Below are 17863 nucleotides of genomic sequence, written 5' to 3'. Positions count from 1 at the left end.
AACGCGCGGGAGCCCCGCGGCCGACGATCGACCGCAGGGCTCCTACCAGGCACGACGAGGGACTACGGTGCGACGCGCTGCACTTCCCAGCCGTCGCGGCTGAGGCGGAAGCGCAGGCGGTCGTGCATGCGGTCACGGCGGCCCTGCCAGAACTCGACCTCCTCGGGCCGGATGCGCCAGCCGCCCCAGTGCGGCGGCACGGGTACGCGGTCGGCGTCGGCGAACTGGCGCTCGACCTTGTGCAGCGCGCTCTCCAGCGTGGTGCGGCCCCGGACCACCCGCGACTGCGGCGACGCCCAGGCGCCGATCTGCGACCCGCGCGGGCGGCTCTCCCAGTAGGCGGCGGTCTCCGCCGGGCCGACCTTCTCCACGGTGCCGCGCACGTGGGCCTGCCGCTGCATGGCGAACCACGGGAACGTGGCCGACGCGTAGCGCGTGGCCATCAGGTCGTGGCTCTTGGCGGACGTGTAGTTGGTGAAGAACACCAGGCCGCGCTCGTCGAGGCCCTTGGCCAGGACGGTGCGGGACGAGGGGCGGCCCTGCGGGTCGGCGGTGGCGAGCACCATCGCGTTCGGCTCCGACAGACCGGCGCCCGCCGCCTGGTCGAGCCACAGCTGGAGCTGCTCGTGCCAACTGGCGGCGAGGTCGCTCTCCGTGAGCGAACCCTGCTCGTAGGACACGCGCATCGACGGCAGCGCGATAGCGGTCGTCGTCTCCGTCATACCGACCTCCCGGAGCTGGGCTGAGCACTCGTGGTGCCTGGGGTTCCCGCGACCGTACGGGCTCCACGCTAATCGCGGAACCGCCTGGGTGGTGATGGCTACCACCCGATCCGGGGGTCTAACTGTGAGCTTCGACTCGGAATCGTGTCCGGGATCGAGTCAGAAGCGCTTCGGACGATCCGGGGTGCCTGCGGCGCGCCTCGTCCAAAGCGCGTTCCACGGTCACCGCGTCGTCCGCCAGGGCGGTCGCGAGGCTGCCGCCGCGGGCCAGCGGGACGAGGGACCACCAGTCCTCGGCGACCGCCGCCGGCAGGTCGGGGCCCCAGCGGAGCAGCTCGGTGCCGAGCACGCGGCGGCCCGCCAGCCCGGCCGGCGAACCGTCCACCTCGGGCACCCCCAAATGAGATGTCTGCTTTATGACGGGGCCGTTCCCGCGGATGTCGAGAGTGGTGGTGAGCGAACCCGCTCTTTCGTTCAGCCGGCCCATCGCGACTATTTCCCGCGTGCGCAAACGGGCGTCGTCCGCGAGGTCCGCCCGGAACACCGCCTCGTGGTGCGCGCGGGCCGTGACGACGGTCGGTTCGGGGAGGTGCTCCAGGCTCGCGCCGGCCTCCAGCTCCACGTGCACGAGCGCCCGGCTGCCGCCCTCGCGGTGGCCGGGCAGCGCGAGCGTGGCGGCTACTCCGCGCAACACCAGGGACGCGCCGGGGCCGACCACGACCCGCAGTTCGAGGTCGTCGCCGCCGAGCGGGGACGTGACCGCGCTGACGAGGTGGACCAGGGCCGCGTCCCCCGACCCCCTGGCCGGCACGAGCCTGAGCGGGGCCATCGACCGCATCCCGCGCACGACGGTCCGCCCGTCCCGGCCGCGCTCGACGGCCAGGTGCGCCCGCGCCCTCACCCGGCCCCGGACCCGGACCCGACCTCGGCCCCGACCCCGATCCCGGACCCGGCCAGCACGCGGAGCTGGGCGCGCACCCACTCGGCCACGGCGGGGGCGTCCGGGGTCTCCACCAGGGACTGGCTGATCACCGGCAGCTCGCCGCGCACCCGGTGGGCGTCGGAGGTCATGACGCCGAGGTCGGCGCCCACCATCGGCGCGAGGTCCGTCTTGTTGATCACCAGCAGGTCGGCGGTGGTCACGCCGGGGCCGCCCTTGCGCGGCACCTTGTCGCCGCCCGCCACGTCGACCACGAACACCTGCCGGTCGACCAGGCCGCGGCTGAACACGGCGGTCAGGTTGTCGCCGCCGCTCTCGATGATCACCAGCTCCAGGCCGGGGAACCGGTGCTCCAGCAGCTCCACCGCGTCGAGGTTGGCGGTGATGTCGTCGCGGATCGCGGTGTGCGGGCACGCGCCGGTCTGCACCGCCTCGATCCGCTCGGTGTCCAGCACGCCCGCCGCGCGCAGGAAGTCGGCGTCCTCGGTGGTGTAGATGTCGTTGGTCACCACCGCCAGGTCCACGCTGCCGCCCAGCGCCCGGCACAGCGCGGCGGTCAGCGCGGTCTTGCCCGAGCCCACCGGGCCGCCGATCCCGAGCCGCACGGCGCGGTGCCCGTGCCCGTGCGGGTCGTGCGCGTGGTCGTGCGCGTGGTCGTGCGGGTCGTGGCCGGCGTCGGTCGGGTCGAAGTTCACCGGGTGCACGTGGCCGTGGCCGTGGTCAGCTGACAAAGAGACGCACCTCTTCCGCGTGGTGTCGGTCGTGGGCCTCGGCCAGCAGGTCGAGGCCCGGGGCGCTGGGCGCGGGCAGGTCCGCGGGGTCGTCGTCGGCGTGCCGGACGGCGTGCGCGGCGACCGCGTCGATCTCCGGCGCGAGCCGCGCGAGCACGGCGTTCACCCCGAACGGGTCGAGCCCGAGCAGCCGGATCGCGCCTGTCGCCGGGCCGGTCACGGCGTGGTAGGCGACGGTCTGGGCGGCGGCGAACGGGTCGGCCACCAGCACGCCCACCACGATCGGGTGGTGCGGTCTCGGGGTGGCCCGCAGCAGCCCGGTCAGCTCCGCCGACGGCCACGCCCGCGTCGCCGCCCGCGCGATGCCCCGGCCCTGGGTGCGCGACGCCGCGCGCTGGGCGGGCGACGGGGTCCGGGCGTCCAGCTCGACGTCCAGCTCCGCGTACCGGCCGCGGGTGGCCGCCGCCGCGAACACCGCGCCCAGCGCGCCCGCCGTGCGCAGCCGGCCGACCAGGAAGGAGCGCAACGACGCCTCGTCGTGCACGAGCCCGCGCGCCGCCGCCTCCTCCAGGCCGCCCGAGTGGACGTGGCCGCCGCCCGGGAAACGGGAGTCCGCGAGCATGACCGCGACGAGGTCCATCAGAACAGGAAGTAGCGCTGGGCCATGGGCAGCTCCGCCACCGGCTGCGGTTCGACCAGGTCGCCGTCGATGCGCACGGCGAAGCTGTCCGGGTCGACCCGCACGTCCGGCAGGGCGTCGTTGAGCACCATGTCGGCCTTGGTCACGTTCCGCGTGTCGCCGACCGGCACCAGCGGCCGGGCCAGCCGCAGCAGCCCCGCCAGGTCGGCGTCGACCGCCTGCCGCGACACGAAGTGCACGCTGCTCAGCGCCGCCGAGTGCGCCCCGAACATCGGCCGGGACAGGATCGGCTGCGGGGTCGGGATGGACGCGTTCGCGTCGCCCATCGCCGCGTGCGCGATGAACCCGCCCTTGAGCACCACCGACGGCCGCACGCCGAAGAACTTCGGCTCCCACAGCACGAGGTCGGCGAGCTTGCCGACCTCGACCGAGCCCACCTCGTGGTCGATGCCGTGCGCGACGGCCGGGTTGATCGTGTACTTCGCGACGTACCGGCGGGCGCGCAGGTTGTCCGCCGCGCCGTCACCGGGCAGCGCCCCGCGCGCCTTCTTCATCACGTGCGCGGTCTGCCACGTTCGGATGATCACCTCGCCGACCCGGCCCATGGCCTGCGAGTCGGAGCTGATCATGGAGATCGCGCCCAGGTCGTGCAGCACGTCCTCGGCGGCGATCGTGGTGGGCCGGATGCGGCTCTCCGCGAACGCCAGGTCCTCGGGCACCGACCGGTTGAGGTGGTGGCACACCATCAGCATGTCGAGGTGCTCTTCGAGGGTGTTCACGGTGTGCGGGCGGGTCGGGTTCGTCGACGACGGCAGCACGTTCGGCTCGGACACCACCTGGATGATGTCCGGCGCGTGCCCGCCGCCCGCGCCCTCGGAGTGGTATGCGTTGATCGACCGGCCCGCGATCGCGGCCAGCGTCGACTCCAGGAACCCGGCCTCGTTGAGCGTGTCGGTGTGGATGGCGACCTGCACGCCCGACTCGTCCGCCACCCGCAGGCACGCGTCGATCGCGGCGGGCGTGGTGCCCCAGTCCTCGTGCAGCTTGAACCCGCCCGCGCCGCCGGCGAGCTGCTCGCGCAGGGCGTCCTCGCGGGTGGTGTTGCCCTTGCCGAGCAGCAGCACGTTCACCGGCATGTGGTCCATCGAGGCCAGCATCCGGCCGAGGTTCCACGCGCCGGGCGTGACCGTGGTGGCCTTCGTGCCCTCGGCCGGACCGGTGCCGCCGCCGACGAGCGTGGTGAGGCCCGACGCGACGGCGGTCTCCACGATCTGCGGGCAGACGAAGTGCACGTGGCAGTCGATGCCGCCCGCGGTGAGCACCTTGCCGTTGCCGGACAGCACCTCGGTGCCGGGGCCGATGACCAGCGCCGGGTCGACGCCGTCCATCGTGTCCGGGTTGCCGGCCTTGCCGATGCCGACGATCCGGCCGTCGCGCACGCCCACGTCCGCCTTGACGACGCCCCAGTGGTCGAGCACCACCGCGCCGGTGATGACGAGGTCGGGCGCGCCCTCGGCGCGGGTCGCCACGCCCTGCCCCATGGACTCGCGGATCACCTTGCCGCCGCCGAAGATCACCTCGTCGCCGGAGCCCGCGCCCCTGCTGCGGTCCTCGGTGACCTCGATGAGGATGTCGGTGTCGGCGAGCCTGATCCGGTCGCCCGCGGTGGGCCCGAGCAGGTCCGCGTAGCGGCGGCGGTCGATGTCCGTCACCCGTCCAGCCCCCGCCCGTCCAGGTCCCGCCCGCTCCGGTCCCGCCCGTCCAGGTCGCCGGCCCACTCCGGCCGCAGCCCCGGCACGCGCCGCGCCCCGGCGATCGGCACCAGCACGACCTCCCGCTCCACGCCCGGCTCGAAGCGCACCGCCGTGCCCGCCGGGACGTCCAGCCGCTTGCCCCACGCCGCCTCGCGGTCGAACTCCAGGCCCGGGTTGACCGCCGCGAAGTGGTAGTGCGACCCGACCTGCACGGGCCGGTCCGCCGCGTTGACCACGACGAGCGCGGTCCGCGGCCGTCCGGGGTTCAGCTCCACCGGCTCGTCGCCGGGGATGATCTCGCCGGGGATCACGGGCGGCTCCTCGCCTGTCGGGTCGCGCGATCGGGTGGGATCACACGATCGGGTCGTGCACGGTCACGAGCTTCGTGCCGTCCGGGAAGGTGGCCTCCACCTGCACGGACTCGATCATCTCGGGCACGCCCGGCAGCACCTGGGCGCGCGCGAGGACGTGCCGGCCGCTGTCCATCAGCTCGCTGACCGAGCGACCGTCCCGCGCGCCCTCCAGCACGTGGTCGGTGATGAGCGCGACCGCCTCCGGGTAGTTCAGGACCACACCGCGCTCCAGCCGCCTGCGCGCGACGTCGGCCGCGACGTGGACCAGCAGCTTGTCCCGCTCGTGGGGCGTGAGGTGCATGACCGGTGGTCTACCACGCGCAACGCCGCTACCGCCTCGTGGAAACAAGGGCTTAACGATCACCTTGCGATCGGCTTGCGTTCTGAATCGTTTCCTTGATCGTGACCGACGCCACGGGCCGGCCTGATTGCGGGTGCGTGCCACCCGGAGGAAGGTGCTGACAACTCTCAACTTCCGCCGAGAAGGAGCGCACAGCGTGGTGCAGAGCGAGGACGACGGGTTCAAACCGGGACTTGAGGGCGTGGTCGCCTTCCGCACCGAGATCGCCGAGCCGGACCGCGACGGTGGCGCGCTGCGCTACCGCGGCGTCGACATCGAGGACCTCGCCGGCAAGGTGACCTTCGGCAATGTGTGGGCGCTGCTGGTCGACGGCCGCTTCGGCCCCGGCCTGCCGCCCGCCGAGCCGTTCCCCATCCCGGTGCACACCGGCGACGTGCGGGTCGACGTGCAGGCGGCGCTGGCCATGGTCGCCCCCATCTGGGGCTACCAGCCGCTGCTGGACATCACCGACGAGCAGGCGCGCGAGCAGTTGGCCCGCGCCTCCGTCATGGCCCTGTCGTACGCGGCGCAGTCCGCGCGCGGCATCGGGCGGCCCGCCGTGCCGCAGTACCGCATCGACGAGTGCCGCACCATCACCGAGCGCTTCCTGACCCGCTGGCGCGGCGAGCCCGACCCGGCGCACGTGAAGGCGCTCGACGCGTACTGGGTGTCGGCGGCCGAGCACGGCCTGAACGCCTCCACGTTCACCGCCCGCGTCATCGCCGCGACCGGCGCGGACGTGGCGGCGGCCATGTCCGGCGCGATCGGCGCGATGTCCGGCCCGCTGCACGGCGGCGCGCCCGCGCGCGTGCTGCCGATGATCGAGGAGGTCGAGCGGACCGGTGACGCGCGCGCCTTCGTCAAGGGCGTCCTCGACCGCGGCGAGCGGCTGATGGGCTTCGGGCACCGGGTGTACCGGGCGGAGGACCCGCGGGCGCGCGTGCTGCGGCGGACGTGCAAGGAGCTGGGCGCGACCCGCTACGAGGCGGCCGACGCGCTGGAGCAGGCCGCGCTGGCCGAGCTGCGCGAGCGCCGCCCGGACCGGGCGATCGAGACGAACGTCGAGTTCTGGGCCGCGGTGATCCTGGACTTCGCCCAGGTGCCGCCGCACATGATGCCCGCGATGTTCACCTGCGCCCGCACCGCCGGCTGGTCGGCGCACATCCTGGAGGAGAAGCGCACCGGCCGCCTGGTCCGCCCGTCCGCCTCCTACATCGGCCCGGGCCCCCGCAAGCCCTCCGAAGTAGAGGGCTGGGACCAGATCGCCTAACCCCCCTTCTCCGAGAGTCCAACCCCCAGACCCCGAGAGTCCAACCTCCAGACCCCGAGAGTCCAACCCCCAGACCCCCTGAGTTCTACGTTCACGACCCGCGAGTCATGCGCTCACGACCCGCGAGTCATGCGCTCACGACCCCCGTGTCATGCGCTCATGCCTAACGGTGTGAGCCGTGAATGCAGAACTCAGGGGTCCTGAGCGTTGGACTCGCGGGTCGTGAGCGTTGGACTCGCCGGGCCTGGGGGTTGGACTCTCGGGGGCTGGGGGTTGGACTCTCGGGAGGGTGTGGACTGTCTACAGTCCACGGTGCGTCAGCTGCGGGAAGTGACCACGGACACCCGGCCGTCACCGCCCGGCCACGCTGCTGCAACACTTAGGCCCCCGGCAACGGCGCCGGTCGTGCCGACCCCCTCCCCGTGACCGGAGGCTTCGCGATGACCCAGACCGCCGACCCCACCTCGTTGGTCCTGCCCTCCGACCTCCGGCCGTCCGACGGCCGCTTCGGCTGCGGGCCCTCCAAGGTCCGTCCCGAGGCCCTCGCGGCGCTCGCGGCCGAGGGCGCCGCGCTGATGGGCACCTCCCACCGGCAGAAGCCGGTCAAGTCCCTGGTGGGCTCGGTGCGCGCCGGTCTGCGCGAGCTGTTCTCGCTGCCCGACGGCTACGAGGTCGTCCTCGGCAACGGCGGCACGACCGCCTTCTGGGACGCCGCCGCGTTCGGCCTGGTGCGCGAGCGCGCGCAGCACTTCACCTACGGCGAGTTCTCCTCGAAGTTCGCCAAGGTCACCTCGGACGCCCCGTTCCTGGGCGACTCGATCGTGGTCAAGGCCGACCCGGGCTCCGCGCCGGAGATCGCCTACGCCGAGGGCGCCGACCTCGTCGGCTGGGCGCACAACGAGACGTCGACCGGTGTCGCGGTGCCCGTCTCCCGCCCGGCCGGCTCGGACGGCGCGCTGGTCGCGATCGACGCCACGTCGGCCGCCGGCGGCCTGCCGGTCGAGGCGTCCGACTACGACGTCTACTACTTCGCGCCGCAGAAGAACTTCGCCTCCGACGGCGGCCTGTGGATCGCGCTCATGTCCCCCGCCGCGCTGGAGCGGGTGGCCGAGATCGGCGCGTCGGGCCGCTGGGTGCCGGAGTTCCTGTCGCTGACCACGGCGCTGGACAACTCCACCAAGGACCAGACGTACAACACGCCGTCGCTGGCGACCCTGTTCCTGCTGAACCACCAGATCGAGTGGATCTTGGGCAACGGCGGCCTGAAGTGGGCCGTCGAGCGCACCGCCGACTCGTCCTCGCGCCTGTACTCGTGGGCCGAGTCGACGTCCTACACGACCCCGTACGTGGCCGACCCGGCCCACCGCTCGCAGGTCGTCGGCACGATCGACTTCGACGACGCGGTGGACGCCTCGGCCGTCGCCAAGGCGCTCCGCGCGAACGGCGTCGTGGACGTGGAGCCGTACCGCAAGCTGGGCCGCAACCAGCTGCGCGTCGCCATGTTCCCGGCCGTCGAGCCGACCGACGTGACGACGCTGACCCGGGCCGTCGACTGGGTCGTGGGGCAGCTCTGACCGATCGCGCACCGGACGGCCGGCCACCCCGCGCGGGTGGCCGGCCGTTCGGCGTTCTCGTGCCCGGGGGTGTCCATCGGGCCCGTGATCAGGCACCCTGGACGGTGGACGCGCCCGTAACGGACGTGCGGACACGGACGACATACGGCAAGATCACACGAAGATATCGATGGGCACGGCGAGCCTCACCCGTCAAGGCGGCGCGCCGGATTAACGTCAGCAGTCGGCGAGGTGAGTCATCGGGGAGGCCATGATGCGAGCGTTGCGAGTCATCGGGCTCGAAGACGACGGCAAGTCCGTCATCTTGGAGGACCCGGATCGCGGCGAGCGCTTCGTGCTCCCCGCCGACGAGCGCTTGCGCGCGGCCGCGCGAGGCGACCTGACCCGGCTCGGCCAGATCGAGGTCGAGAGCGAGTCGCAGATGCGACCGCGCGAGATCCAGGCCCGCATCCGCGCCGGCGAGTCGGTGGAGCAGGTCGCCGCGGCGGCCGGCATCCCGAAGCACCGCGTCGAGCGGTTCGCCTACCCCGTGCTGCTGGAGCGGTCCCGCACGGCCGACCTGGCGCAGCGCGCCCACCCCGTCCGCGAGGACGGCCCGGACGTGCAGACGCTCGGCGAGGTCGTGGCGCACTCGTTCGGCCTGCGCGGCCAGGAGTACGCCGACGTCAGCTGGGACTCGTGGCGCGGCGAGGACGGCCGCTGGGTCGTGCAGCTGCACTGGACGGCGGGCCGCTCGGACAACCGCGCGCACTGGGCGTTCCACCCGGGCGTGCAGGGCGGCACGGTGACCGCGCTGGACGACGCCGCCGTGGACCTGATGGACCCGAACCCGAACCGGGGCCTGCGCAGCCTGCGCCCGGTGACGGCGCTGGCCCGCCAGGCGCTGGAGGTGGAGCGCCAGCCGGAGCCGGAGATCCTCGCCCGCGAGGAGCCCGTCGTCCCGGTCGCGCCCCCGCCCCCGCCGCCGGTGGTGCCGGAGCCGGAGCCCGTGCCGGTCGTCGAGGAGCCCGTCGCGGAGGAGCCGCCGCCGGTCCCGCAGCAGCAGCAGCCGACCCCGGCGGCGGGGTCCAAGCAGCCGCCGCGCAAGGAGCCGCCGCCCAAGCGCGGTGGCAAGAAGACCCACCCGATCGTGCCGTCGTGGGAGGACGTCCTGCTGGGCGTCCGCTCCAACCGGGGCTGAGATCGTGACGAGAGGCCCCCACCCGGTCGGGTGAGGGCCTCTCGCATGCCGGTGGAGGGTGCGGGCTCGGCCGGGTGGGGGTTTCCCGCGGGTCACCGGGCGGGTACTCGGCGGTCATGCTGGGACGGGTGGTCGTCGGTGCCGCGGTCGGGGCCGGGCTGGGTGCGGCCTGGTGGGGGCTGCGCGAGTTCATCGCCTCCGGGGCGGTGTGCTCCAAGGACGACTGGGACTGCCTCGGGCTGGGCCTGGTCGCGATCCCGGTGAGCCTGTTCGTGGGCGTGCTGCTGGCCTGGCTGGTGCTGGCCGCGGCACGCCGGGCGCGCCCCCTGGGGTTCGCGGCGGTCGGGGTGACGTTCACCGCCGTGCTGACGCTGGCGACGGTGTGGGTGAGCGTGCCGGGCGGCGGCGTGCTGGCCGGCGTGGTCGGGTTCGTGCTGGCCGCGCCCGTGACAGCGCGGCACGACGTGCGCGAGACTGCCCGGCGTGGCTGAGACCTCGACGGCGGGCCGCGCCGCGTTCACCGTGCTGCTGCGCGTCGTGCTGTCGGCCGGGGTGGGCGCGGCGCTGCTGGTCGCCTGGATCTGGGCCTACCGCACCGGCGTGCTCGACCGGGTCGTGAACGAGACCACGTTGAGCGAGTTCATCCTGCTCGTCGTGGTCGGGCTACCGGTCGCGCTGCTGGTCAGCGCCCTGCTCGCCGGGCCGGCGCTGTGGCTGCTCAAGGTCCGCCCGGTGTGGCCGGTGGTGCTGGTCGGGCCGGTCCTGCTGGGCCTCGCGCACTACTTCCGGCTCCCCGAGCGGTGGGCCGGCCTGGGCGACCGGTGGACCGTGCTCGTCCTGCTCGCGGCCGCCTGCTACGGCCTCGCGGGCCTGGTCACGGCCCCGGCGGCGGTGCGCGGGCGCAAGCGGGGCTAGCCCGGTCGGGGCACGGTGTCCAGCACGACCTGGTCCACGCCCTCCGCCCGGCACCACCCCTCCGCCTCGGCGCGGCTCATCGGCCGCGCGCCCTCGGGCCGGGTGCCACCGACGACGTCCCAGCCGTCAGGGGCCCACACGTGCAGGCGACCGCCGCGCACCGCGAGCAGCCTGCCGCGCGGGAACGCCATGGTCGGCTCGGTGCGCAGGTACCGGACGTCCACCTTGACCTCCACCGGGGTCGAGCTTGCACGGTCGTACCGGGACGAGCCCGGGGAAAACTCGGGTGCCGAGCGTCGGTCTTCCTTCGTAACGTCGGGGGGAGACCGGAGGGGGACTCGTGTCGGAAGAACCTACTTCCACGGCCGCGACTCTGCGCGGGCTGTGGCCGTACCTCAAACCCGTGCGGACGCCGATCGCGCTCAGCGCGGCGGCCACCGCGCTGGCCATGATGTGCGGGCTGGGCATACCTCTCGTCACCCAACGCATCGTGGACGGCCCGATCGCCGGCCGCGACCTGGGGGCGTTGCCGCTGCTCATAGGTGTGGTCGTGCTGCTCGGCTGCGCCGAGGCCGGCCTGTTCTACGCCCGCCGCAGGCTCATCGCGGGCCCGGCGTCGGACGTCGAGGCGCGGATGCGCTCCGACCTGTACGACCACCTCCAGCGGCTCCAGGTGTCGTTCCACGACCGGTGGCAGTCGGGGCAGCTGCTGTCGCGCGGCACGACCGACCTGACCCAGGTGCGGCGGTTCGTCGGCTTCTCGCTGGTGTTCCTCGTCGTCAACACGTTCGTGGTGCTGGTCGGCCTGGGCGTGCTGTTCTGGCTGTCGCCGGTGCTCGGCTCCGTCGCGCTGGTCTGCACGCTGCCGCTGGTGCTGCTGTCCTACCTGTTCGAGTCGAGGTTCAAGGTCGTCGCGCGGCGGGCGCAGGACCAGGCCGGCGACCTGACGACCGTGGTCGAGGAGTCGGTGCTGGGCATCCGGGTGCTGAAGGCGTTCGGGCGCGGCCCGCACCTGGCGAAGCGGTTCCTGCGCCAGGCCCGCGAGCTGCGCGACACCGAACTGGCGAAGGTGCGGGTGTTCGCCGCGCTGTGGGCGGTGCTGATCGTGCTGCCCGAGCTGGGCATCGCCGGGCAGCTCGCGTTCGGCGCGGTCGGCATCGCGAACGGCACGACCACCGCCGGCACGCTCGTCGCCGCCGTCGCGGTGTTCGCCTACCTGCGCTGGCCGGTCGACTCGATCGGGTGGCTGCTGGCGGAGGCGAACTCGACCGCGTCCGCGGTGGAGCGCTTCCGCGAGGTGCTCGACGAGCCGGTCACCGTGCGCGGGCCCGCCGTCCCGAAACCGTCGGCGACCCCGGTGCGCGGGCACGTGCGGTTCGAGGGCGTGCACTTCGCGCACCCCGGCGCCGAGGACGAGGTGCTGCGCGGCGTCGACCTGGACATCCGGCCCGGCGAGACGGTGGCGCTGGTCGGCGCGACCGGGTCGGGCAAGACGACGCTCACCGCGCTCGTGCCGCGCCTCGCGGACGTCACCCGCGGCCGGGTCACCGTGGACGGCGTGGACGTGCGCGACCTGGACCTGGCGGAGCTGCGGCGGGTGGTCGGCACGGCGTTCGAGGAACCGATCCTGTTCTCGGCGAGCGTCACCGAGAACGTGGCGCTCGGCGCGCCGGGCGTGGACGAGGCGCGGGTGCGGGAGGCGCTGCGGGTGGCGCGGGCCGAGGAGTTCGTGGACGCCCTGCCGTGGGGCCTGGACACCCGCATCGGCGAGCAGGGCCTGTCGCTGTCCGGTGGCCAGCGGCAGCGGCTGGCGCTGGCCCGCGCGGTCGTCGGGCACCCGGCGGTGCTGGTGCTGGACGACCCGCTGTCCGCGCTCGACGTGCACACCGAGGCCGAGGTGGAGGCGGCGCTGCGGCGCGTCCTGCACGGCGTGACGGCGCTGGTCGTGGCGCACCGGCCGAGCACGGTGCAGCTCGCCGACCGGGTCGCGCTGCTCGTCGACGGGCGGATCGCCGCGGTCGGTGTGCACACCGAGCTGCTGGCGGTCAACGAGACCTACCGGAACCTGTTGTCCACCGCCGAGGACGAGGAGGTGGCGGCGTGAGCGCGCCCACCGAGGAGAGTGCCCCGGGCGCCGGGGACCAGGCGTGGCGCGGCGTCGCCGCCGAGGACGTCGAGGAGATCACCCGGGCCACGGGCGTGCTGCTCCAGGCCCGGTCGCGGCGGCTGCTCGGCGAGCTGCTGCGCCCGCACACCCGGGCCGCGGTGCTGGCGCTGGCGCTCGTGGTGGTGGAGAACCTGATCGTGCTGGCGGGCCCGCTGCTGATCGCCGCCGCCATCGACCGGGGCGTGCCCGCGGCGCTCGACGGGCGGCCGGCGGTGCTGGCGTGGTGCGTCGGCGGGTACGCGGCGAGCGGGCTGGTCGCGACCGGGCTGCGCTTCGCGTTCGTCCGGCTCACCGGCCGCGTCGGGCAGGACGTGCTGCTCGTGCTGCGGGAACGCATCTTCCGGCAGGCCCAGCGGCTGTCCGTGGCGTTCCACGAGACCTACACCTCCGGCAAGGTCATCTCCCGCGCGACCAGCGACATCGACTCGTTGCAGGACCTGCTGGAGGAGGGCCTCGACGGCCTGCTGACCTCGCTGCTGTCGGTGGTCGGCATCTCCGCGGTGCTGCTGTACCTGGACGTGCCGCTCGCGCTGGTCGTGCTGTCCGGTTTCGTGCCGCTGTACCTGCTGACCCGGTGGTTCCGCCGCCGCTCGGCGCACGCCTACCGCAGCACGCGCGGCGCCATCGCGCAGATCATCGTGCAGTTCGTGGAGACCATGAACGGCGTCCGCGCGGTGCAGGCGTTCCGCCGGGAGCGCCGCAACGCCGCCATCATGGGTGAGCTGAACACCCGGTTCCGCGACGCGAACACCGAGGCGATGGGCGTGATGGCGTCGTTCACGGCCCTCGTCCGGGCGATCGGCAACCTGTCGCTGGCGGTCATCCTGGCGTGGGGCGCGTTCCGGGTCGCGGGCGGGCAGCTGGAGCTGGGGGTGCTGGCCGCGTTCACGTTGTACGTGCGGCGGTTCTACGACCCGTTCGACCAGCTGGCGATGTTCACGAACACGTACGCGTCGGCGACGGCGGCGCTGGAGAAGATTTCCGGGCTGCTGGAGGAGGAGCCGACGGTCCGCGAACCCGACGACCCGTCGCCGCTGGGCGACGTGCGGGGCGCGGTGCGGTTCGACGGGGTGGGGTTCCGGTACTCGGCGACGACGCCGGTGGTGCTGCCGCCGTTCGACCTGACCGTGCCCGCCGGGCAGACGGTGGCGCTGGTCGGCACGACCGGGGCGGGCAAGTCGACCATCGCGAAGCTGGTGGCCCGGTTCTACGACCCGACGGCGGGCGCGGTGCGGCTGGACGGGGTGGACCTGCGGTCCGTCGCGGACGTCGAGCTGCGGCGCGCCGTGGTCATGGTGACGCAGGAGAACTTCCTGTTCGACGGCTCGGTCGCGGACAACATCGCGCTGGGGCGGCCGTCGGCGACGCGGGCCGAGGTGGAGGCGGCGGCGCGGGCGGTCGGCGGGGACGCGTTCATCCGGGCGCTGCCCGAGGGCTACGACACCGACGTGCGCAAGCGCGGCGGGCGGCTGTCGGCGGGTCAGCGGCAGGTGGTGGCGTTCGCGCGGGCGTTCCTGGCCGACCCGGCGGTGCTGGTGCTGGACGAGGCCACGTCCAGCCTGGACGTGCCGACCGAGCGCCTCGTGCAGGGGGCGCTGGAGACCGTGCTGGCCGACCGGACGGCGTTCATCATCGCCCACCGGCTGTCGACCGTGCTCATCGCGGACCGCGTGCTGGTGGTCGACGGCGGCCGGGTGGTCGAGGACGGGACGCCGGAGGAGCTGATCGAGGGGGACGGGCGGTTCGCGGCCCTGCACTCGGCGTGGCGGGAGTCGCTGGCCTGACCGGCCCGGACGGCCCGTCCGCTCGTTCGGGCCGTCCGGGCCGTCCCGGGTCGTTTGTTCAGGTTGTCGTTCGTTCGTCCAGGTTGTCGTTCAGGGTGTTCAGAGGAGGGTGGTGAGCAGGAGCGACAGCCAGGCCGCGAGGACGCCCGCGACGACGCCGTAGGCCATCCAGCGCCACACCGGCACCCTGCGCGCCAGCCACACCGAGGGGGAGATGCCGCCGACCACCAGGACGTTCGCCAGCAGCGCGAGCCACTGGCTGGTCTCACCGAGCCCCACCGACAGCGTGAACACGGTGAACGTCACGATCGCCGCCGTGATCAGGCTGACGGTGAGCCCGGTGGCCCACGGCGTGGGTTCCGGCTGCTCACCGGCGGACGGCTCGTCGGTCCCGCTCCCGCTCCCGGTTCCGGTCCCGGTTCCGACAGGGGCACCGCCCGCGCCCCCGGCCCCGGTCGCGTCGTCCGGGTCGTCGGCGGGCACGTCGACCGTGACCACGTCGCCCGTCACCGGGTCGGTGTACCGGACGGGTGACCCCATGTCGGCGGCCAGGCGACCGGCCAGCTGGCGGCCCCGCCTGGTCACCAGGGCACCGGCGGCACCCTCGGGGGGCGTGTCGGTGCGGCGCACGGCGTCGGCCACCTTCGCCCACTCGTGCAGGTCGTCCGCCAGGCCCGCGCCGAGCGGGAGGGTGTGGGGGTCGACCTCGTGCTCGCCCGCGTCGTCGCGTCCCGCGAGCACGGCGCGGCCGTCCTGGACCCGCAGTTCCACCTGCGTCCTCCTCTGCTCGGAGAGAAACGTAGCGCCTCGGGCGGTGGCGCAGAAGCGTCAGGCGATGGCGTAGAAGGCGATGGCGCCCGCGGTCGCGACGTTGAGCGAGTCGACGCCGTCGGCCATGGGGATGCGGACGGCGACGTCGGCCGCGGCGATGGCCTCCTCGGTGAGGCCGGGTCCCTCGGAACCGAGCATCACGGCGACCTTGCGCCCCCGCAGGCCCGCGTCGGCCAGGCCCACCGAGCCGGCGCGCGGGGTGAGGGCGGCGACCGTGAACCCGTTGGCCTTCAGGGTGTCCAGGCCCTCGCGGAGGTCGGGGGCGTGCGTGAACGGCACGCGCAGCACGTGCCCCATCGAGACGCGGACGCTGCGCCGGTAGAGCGGGTCGCTGCACCCCGGGCCGAGGACGACGCCGTCCACGCCGAGCGCGGCGGCGTTGCGGAACAGCGAACCCAGGTTCTCGTGGTCGCCGACGCCTTCGAGGACGGCGAGGCGGGTCGAGGTGGCGGCCAGGTCGTCCAGCGACGGGCGCGGCGCGCGGTCGGCGGCGGCGAGCACGCCCCGGTTGAGGTGGAAGCCGACCACCTCGGCCATCACCTCGGCGGAGGTGACGTACGCGGGTGCCGGGAGGTCGCCGAGGGCCTCGACGCGGCGGCGCACGCCGAGCAGCGCGCGGACCGGGTAGGGCGAGGCGAGGAGGCGTTCGACGACGACCACGCCCTCGGCGATCACCAGGCCCCGCCCACCCGGGCGGTCCGGGCGGCGGTCGGCCGTCGACAGGTCCCGGAAGTCGTCCAGCCTCGGGTCCGCCGGGTCGTCGATCTCGATCACCCGGGCAGTGTCCCACCTCCCGACACGTGAACACCCCTCGCAGATCAGGGGCCGGACAAGACGCGCCCACAACCTGCATGTTCTCGCTTATTGTTACTGCTATGTGACAGAGAGCACCGATTTGGGCGCTAGCGAGCAGGTGGGTGCTGTGTCACGGTTGGCCTCCGCTGAGCCCGCCGGAGCACCCCGACCGATTGGGAGGCGGCATGGGTACGGATGTGTCCAGTCGGACGTTCACCAGGGAAGATCGCCAGCGCTACCGCGAGCGCATGCAGCGGTGCATGGACGCGCTGGGGACCATGTTGGTCGAGGACAGCTTCTCGTTCCCGCGTCAGCAGATGGGGTTGGAGATCGAGCTGAACCTGGTCGACGGCGCCTGCCGGCCGGCCATGGCCAACTCCGAGGTGCTCGAGAAGATCGACGACCCCTCGTTCACGCTGGAACTGGGGCAGCACAACCTGGAGGTGAACGTCCCGCCGCGCGAGCTGGCCGGGAACGAGACGCTCGACCTGGAGCGGGAGCTGGTGTCGACGCTGGCGTCGGCCGACGACAAGGCGCACGACGCCGGGACGTCGATCGTGATGATCGGGGTGCTGCCGACGTTGCGGCAGGAGCACTTCGACCGGCGGTGGCTGTCCACCCAGCCGCGCTACTCGATGCTCAACGACCGCATCCTCGCCGAGCGCGGCGAGGAGGTGGCGCTGTCCATCTCGGGCGAGCTGTCGCCGCTGCCCGGGCGGACGGGCGAGAAGCTGTCGAGCTACTCCGAGTCGATCATGCCGGAGGCGGCTTGCACGTCCGTGCAGCTGCACCTCCAGGTCGCGCCCGACGACTTCGCGGCCCACTGGAACGCGGCGCAGGCGTTGGCCGGGGTGCAGGTGGCGATCGCGGCGAACTCGCCGTTCCTGCTCGGGCGGGCGCTGTGGCACGAGACCCGCATACCGCTGTTCCTGCAGGCCACCGACACCAGGACGCAGGAGCTGAAGAACCAGGGCGTCCGGCCGCGCGTGTGGTTCGGGGAGCGGTGGATCACGTCGATCTTCGACCTGTTCGAGGAGAACGTGCGGTACTTCCCGGCGCTGCTGCCGGAGACGGGCGACGAGGACCCGTTGGACGTGCTGGGGTCGGGCGGGACGCCGTCGCTGACCGAGCTGAGGCTGCACAACGGGACGGTGTGGCGCTGGAACAGGCCGGTGTACGACGTGGTGGACGGCGTGCCCCACCTGCGGGTGGAGAACCGCGTGCTGCCGGCCGGGCCGACGGTGCTGGACACGATGGCCAACGCCGCGTTCTTCTACGGCGCGCAGCGGGCGCTGACGACGTCGGAACGTCCACTGTGGAGCCAGATGTCGTTCCACGCCGCGGAGGAGAACCTGTACGCCGGGTCGAGGCACGGGATGAACGCCCAGCTCTACTGGCCCGGCATCGGCTGGGTGCCGCCGGACGAGCTGGTGCTGCGCAGGCTGCTCCCCCTGGCGCACGAGGGCCTGCGAGACTGCGGCGTCTCGGACGAGGCGCGCGAACGCTACCTGGGCGTCATCGAGGCCCGGTGCCTGGCGAGGCGCACCGGCTCGCAGTGGCAGCGCGAGACGGTGGCCCGACTGGAGGACCGAGGCGCCGACCGCGACACCGCCCTGTCCACGATGCTGGCCAGGTACCTGGAACTCATGCACGGGGGCGAACCCGTCCACACGTGGCCGGTGACCCCGTGACCCCATGACCACGTAACCCCGTGACCACGGCCCCGGGCGGCATGACCACGCCCCGGGCGGCGGCCACGACAACCCGATGACCACCCCCACCCCGACTCCGGGGCCCGCCGCACTGTCGGGGCGCCAGGCTGGACCGGGAGAACCTGACCCGGGCCTACGGCCTGGACTCCGAGCGG

Annotated in this window: 18 protein-coding genes; 8 read left to right on the top strand and 10 right to left on the bottom strand. The window is 73.5% G+C overall.

Going from position 1 to position 17863, the window contains the following annotated elements; genetic code table 11:
* Positions 1 to 62: 62 nt before the first annotated feature.
* The 7 genes from pdxH to ACR807_RS35495 all read right to left on the bottom strand — a co-directional run bounded on the left by pdxH (position 63) and on the right by ACR807_RS35495 (position 5441).
* Positions 63 to 722, bottom strand: coding sequence for a pyridoxamine 5'-phosphate oxidase (gene pdxH / locus ACR807_RS35525; RefSeq protein WP_438925885.1), 660 nt, complete (start codon positions 720 to 722; stop codon positions 63 to 65).
* 118 nt (positions 723 to 840) lie between these two features.
* On the bottom strand, positions 841 to 1623 hold the full coding sequence (locus tag ACR807_RS35520; RefSeq protein ID WP_438925884.1) for an urease accessory protein UreD: 783 nt from the start codon (positions 1621 to 1623) through the stop codon (positions 841 to 843).
* Positions 1620 to 2393 (bottom strand): urease accessory protein UreG, encoded by a 774-nt coding sequence (ureG, locus tag ACR807_RS35515; RefSeq protein ID WP_438925883.1) that lies wholly within the window; start codon positions 2391 to 2393, stop codon positions 1620 to 1622. Before ureG ends, ACR807_RS35520 begins: the two co-directional genes overlap by 4 nt.
* Positions 2383 to 3033: an urease accessory protein UreF gene (locus ACR807_RS35510; protein ID WP_438925882.1), complete on the bottom strand. Its 651-nt coding sequence runs from the start codon at positions 3031 to 3033 to the stop codon at positions 2383 to 2385. The genes ureG and ACR807_RS35510 overlap by 11 nt, the downstream gene beginning before the upstream one ends.
* Complete coding sequence (locus tag ACR807_RS35505) at positions 3033 to 4745, bottom strand: urease subunit alpha (protein WP_438925881.1); 1713 nt, start codon at positions 4743 to 4745, stop codon at positions 3033 to 3035. The genes ACR807_RS35510 and ACR807_RS35505 overlap by 1 nt, the downstream gene beginning before the upstream one ends.
* Positions 4742 to 5098, bottom strand: coding sequence for an urease subunit beta (locus ACR807_RS35500; RefSeq protein ID WP_438925880.1), 357 nt, complete (start codon positions 5096 to 5098; stop codon positions 4742 to 4744). The genes ACR807_RS35505 and ACR807_RS35500 overlap by 4 nt, the downstream gene beginning before the upstream one ends.
* 40 nt (positions 5099 to 5138) lie before the next feature.
* Positions 5139 to 5441: an urease subunit gamma gene (locus ACR807_RS35495; protein WP_438925879.1), complete on the bottom strand. Its 303-nt coding sequence runs from the start codon at positions 5439 to 5441 to the stop codon at positions 5139 to 5141.
* Positions 5442 to 5637: 196 nt separating this feature from the next.
* On the opposite strand from ACR807_RS35495, the gene ACR807_RS35490 reads away from it, so the two are divergent.
* The 5 genes from ACR807_RS35490 (at position 5638) to ACR807_RS35470 (ending at position 10419) form a co-directional block, all read left to right on the top strand.
* The gene (locus tag ACR807_RS35490; protein ID WP_438925878.1) at positions 5638 to 6750 is read left to right on the top strand and encodes a citrate synthase 2; all 1113 of its coding nucleotides are present in this window, start codon (positions 5638 to 5640) and stop codon (positions 6748 to 6750) included.
* A gap of 440 nt (positions 6751 to 7190) precedes the next feature.
* Positions 7191 to 8324 (top strand): phosphoserine transaminase, encoded by a 1134-nt coding sequence (serC, locus tag ACR807_RS35485; RefSeq protein WP_438925886.1) that lies wholly within the window; start codon positions 7191 to 7193, stop codon positions 8322 to 8324.
* A gap of 253 nt (positions 8325 to 8577) precedes the next feature.
* Complete coding sequence (gene sepH / locus ACR807_RS35480) at positions 8578 to 9504, top strand: septation protein SepH (RefSeq protein WP_438925877.1); 927 nt, start codon at positions 8578 to 8580, stop codon at positions 9502 to 9504.
* A gap of 116 nt (positions 9505 to 9620) precedes the next feature.
* On the top strand, positions 9621 to 9995 hold the full coding sequence (locus ACR807_RS35475; RefSeq protein WP_438925876.1) for a hypothetical protein: 375 nt from the start codon (positions 9621 to 9623) through the stop codon (positions 9993 to 9995).
* On the top strand, positions 9988 to 10419 hold the full coding sequence (locus ACR807_RS35470; RefSeq protein WP_438925875.1) for a hypothetical protein: 432 nt from the start codon (positions 9988 to 9990) through the stop codon (positions 10417 to 10419). Before ACR807_RS35475 ends, ACR807_RS35470 begins: the two co-directional genes overlap by 8 nt.
* Here the strand turns inward: ACR807_RS35470 and ACR807_RS35465 are convergent.
* The gene (locus tag ACR807_RS35465) at positions 10416 to 10655 is read right to left on the bottom strand and encodes a hypothetical protein (protein WP_438925874.1); all 240 of its coding nucleotides are present in this window, start codon (positions 10653 to 10655) and stop codon (positions 10416 to 10418) included. The two genes, ACR807_RS35470 and ACR807_RS35465, sit on opposite strands and share 4 nt — an antisense overlap.
* 167 nt (positions 10656 to 10822) lie before the next feature.
* On the opposite strand from ACR807_RS35465, the gene ACR807_RS35460 reads away from it, so the two are divergent.
* Both ACR807_RS35460 and ACR807_RS35455 read left to right on the top strand, forming a co-directional pair.
* A complete protein-coding gene (locus ACR807_RS35460) occupies positions 10823 to 12523 on the top strand; it encodes an ABC transporter ATP-binding protein (protein ID WP_438925873.1) in 1701 nt (566 codons plus the stop codon).
* Positions 12520 to 14370 (top strand): ABC transporter ATP-binding protein, encoded by a 1851-nt coding sequence (locus ACR807_RS35455; RefSeq protein WP_438925872.1) that lies wholly within the window; start codon positions 12520 to 12522, stop codon positions 14368 to 14370. Before ACR807_RS35460 ends, ACR807_RS35455 begins: the two co-directional genes overlap by 4 nt.
* Before the next feature lie 99 nt (positions 14371 to 14469).
* On the opposite strand, the gene ACR807_RS35450 is transcribed toward ACR807_RS35455, so the two are convergent.
* Both ACR807_RS35450 and ACR807_RS35445 read right to left on the bottom strand, forming a co-directional pair.
* Complete coding sequence (locus ACR807_RS35450) at positions 14470 to 15141, bottom strand: DUF2537 domain-containing protein (protein ID WP_438925871.1); 672 nt, start codon at positions 15139 to 15141, stop codon at positions 14470 to 14472.
* A 57-nt stretch (positions 15142 to 15198) separates the two neighbouring features.
* Complete coding sequence (locus tag ACR807_RS35445) at positions 15199 to 15975, bottom strand: TrmH family RNA methyltransferase (protein WP_438925870.1); 777 nt, start codon at positions 15973 to 15975, stop codon at positions 15199 to 15201.
* A 206-nt stretch (positions 15976 to 16181) separates the two neighbouring features.
* Between ACR807_RS35445 and ACR807_RS35440 the strand changes: the two genes are divergently transcribed.
* A complete protein-coding gene (locus ACR807_RS35440) occupies positions 16182 to 17687 on the top strand; it encodes a glutamate-cysteine ligase family protein (protein ID WP_438925869.1) in 1506 nt (501 codons plus the stop codon).
* Positions 17688 to 17863 lie beyond the last annotated feature (176 nt).

Source organism: Saccharothrix sabaoui (assembly GCF_051756985.1).
Lineage (GTDB): Bacteria > Actinomycetota > Actinomycetes > Mycobacteriales > Pseudonocardiaceae > Actinosynnema.
Note: the sequence above shows the minus strand (reverse complement) of the source record. Positions and strands in the feature narration are given on the sequence as shown.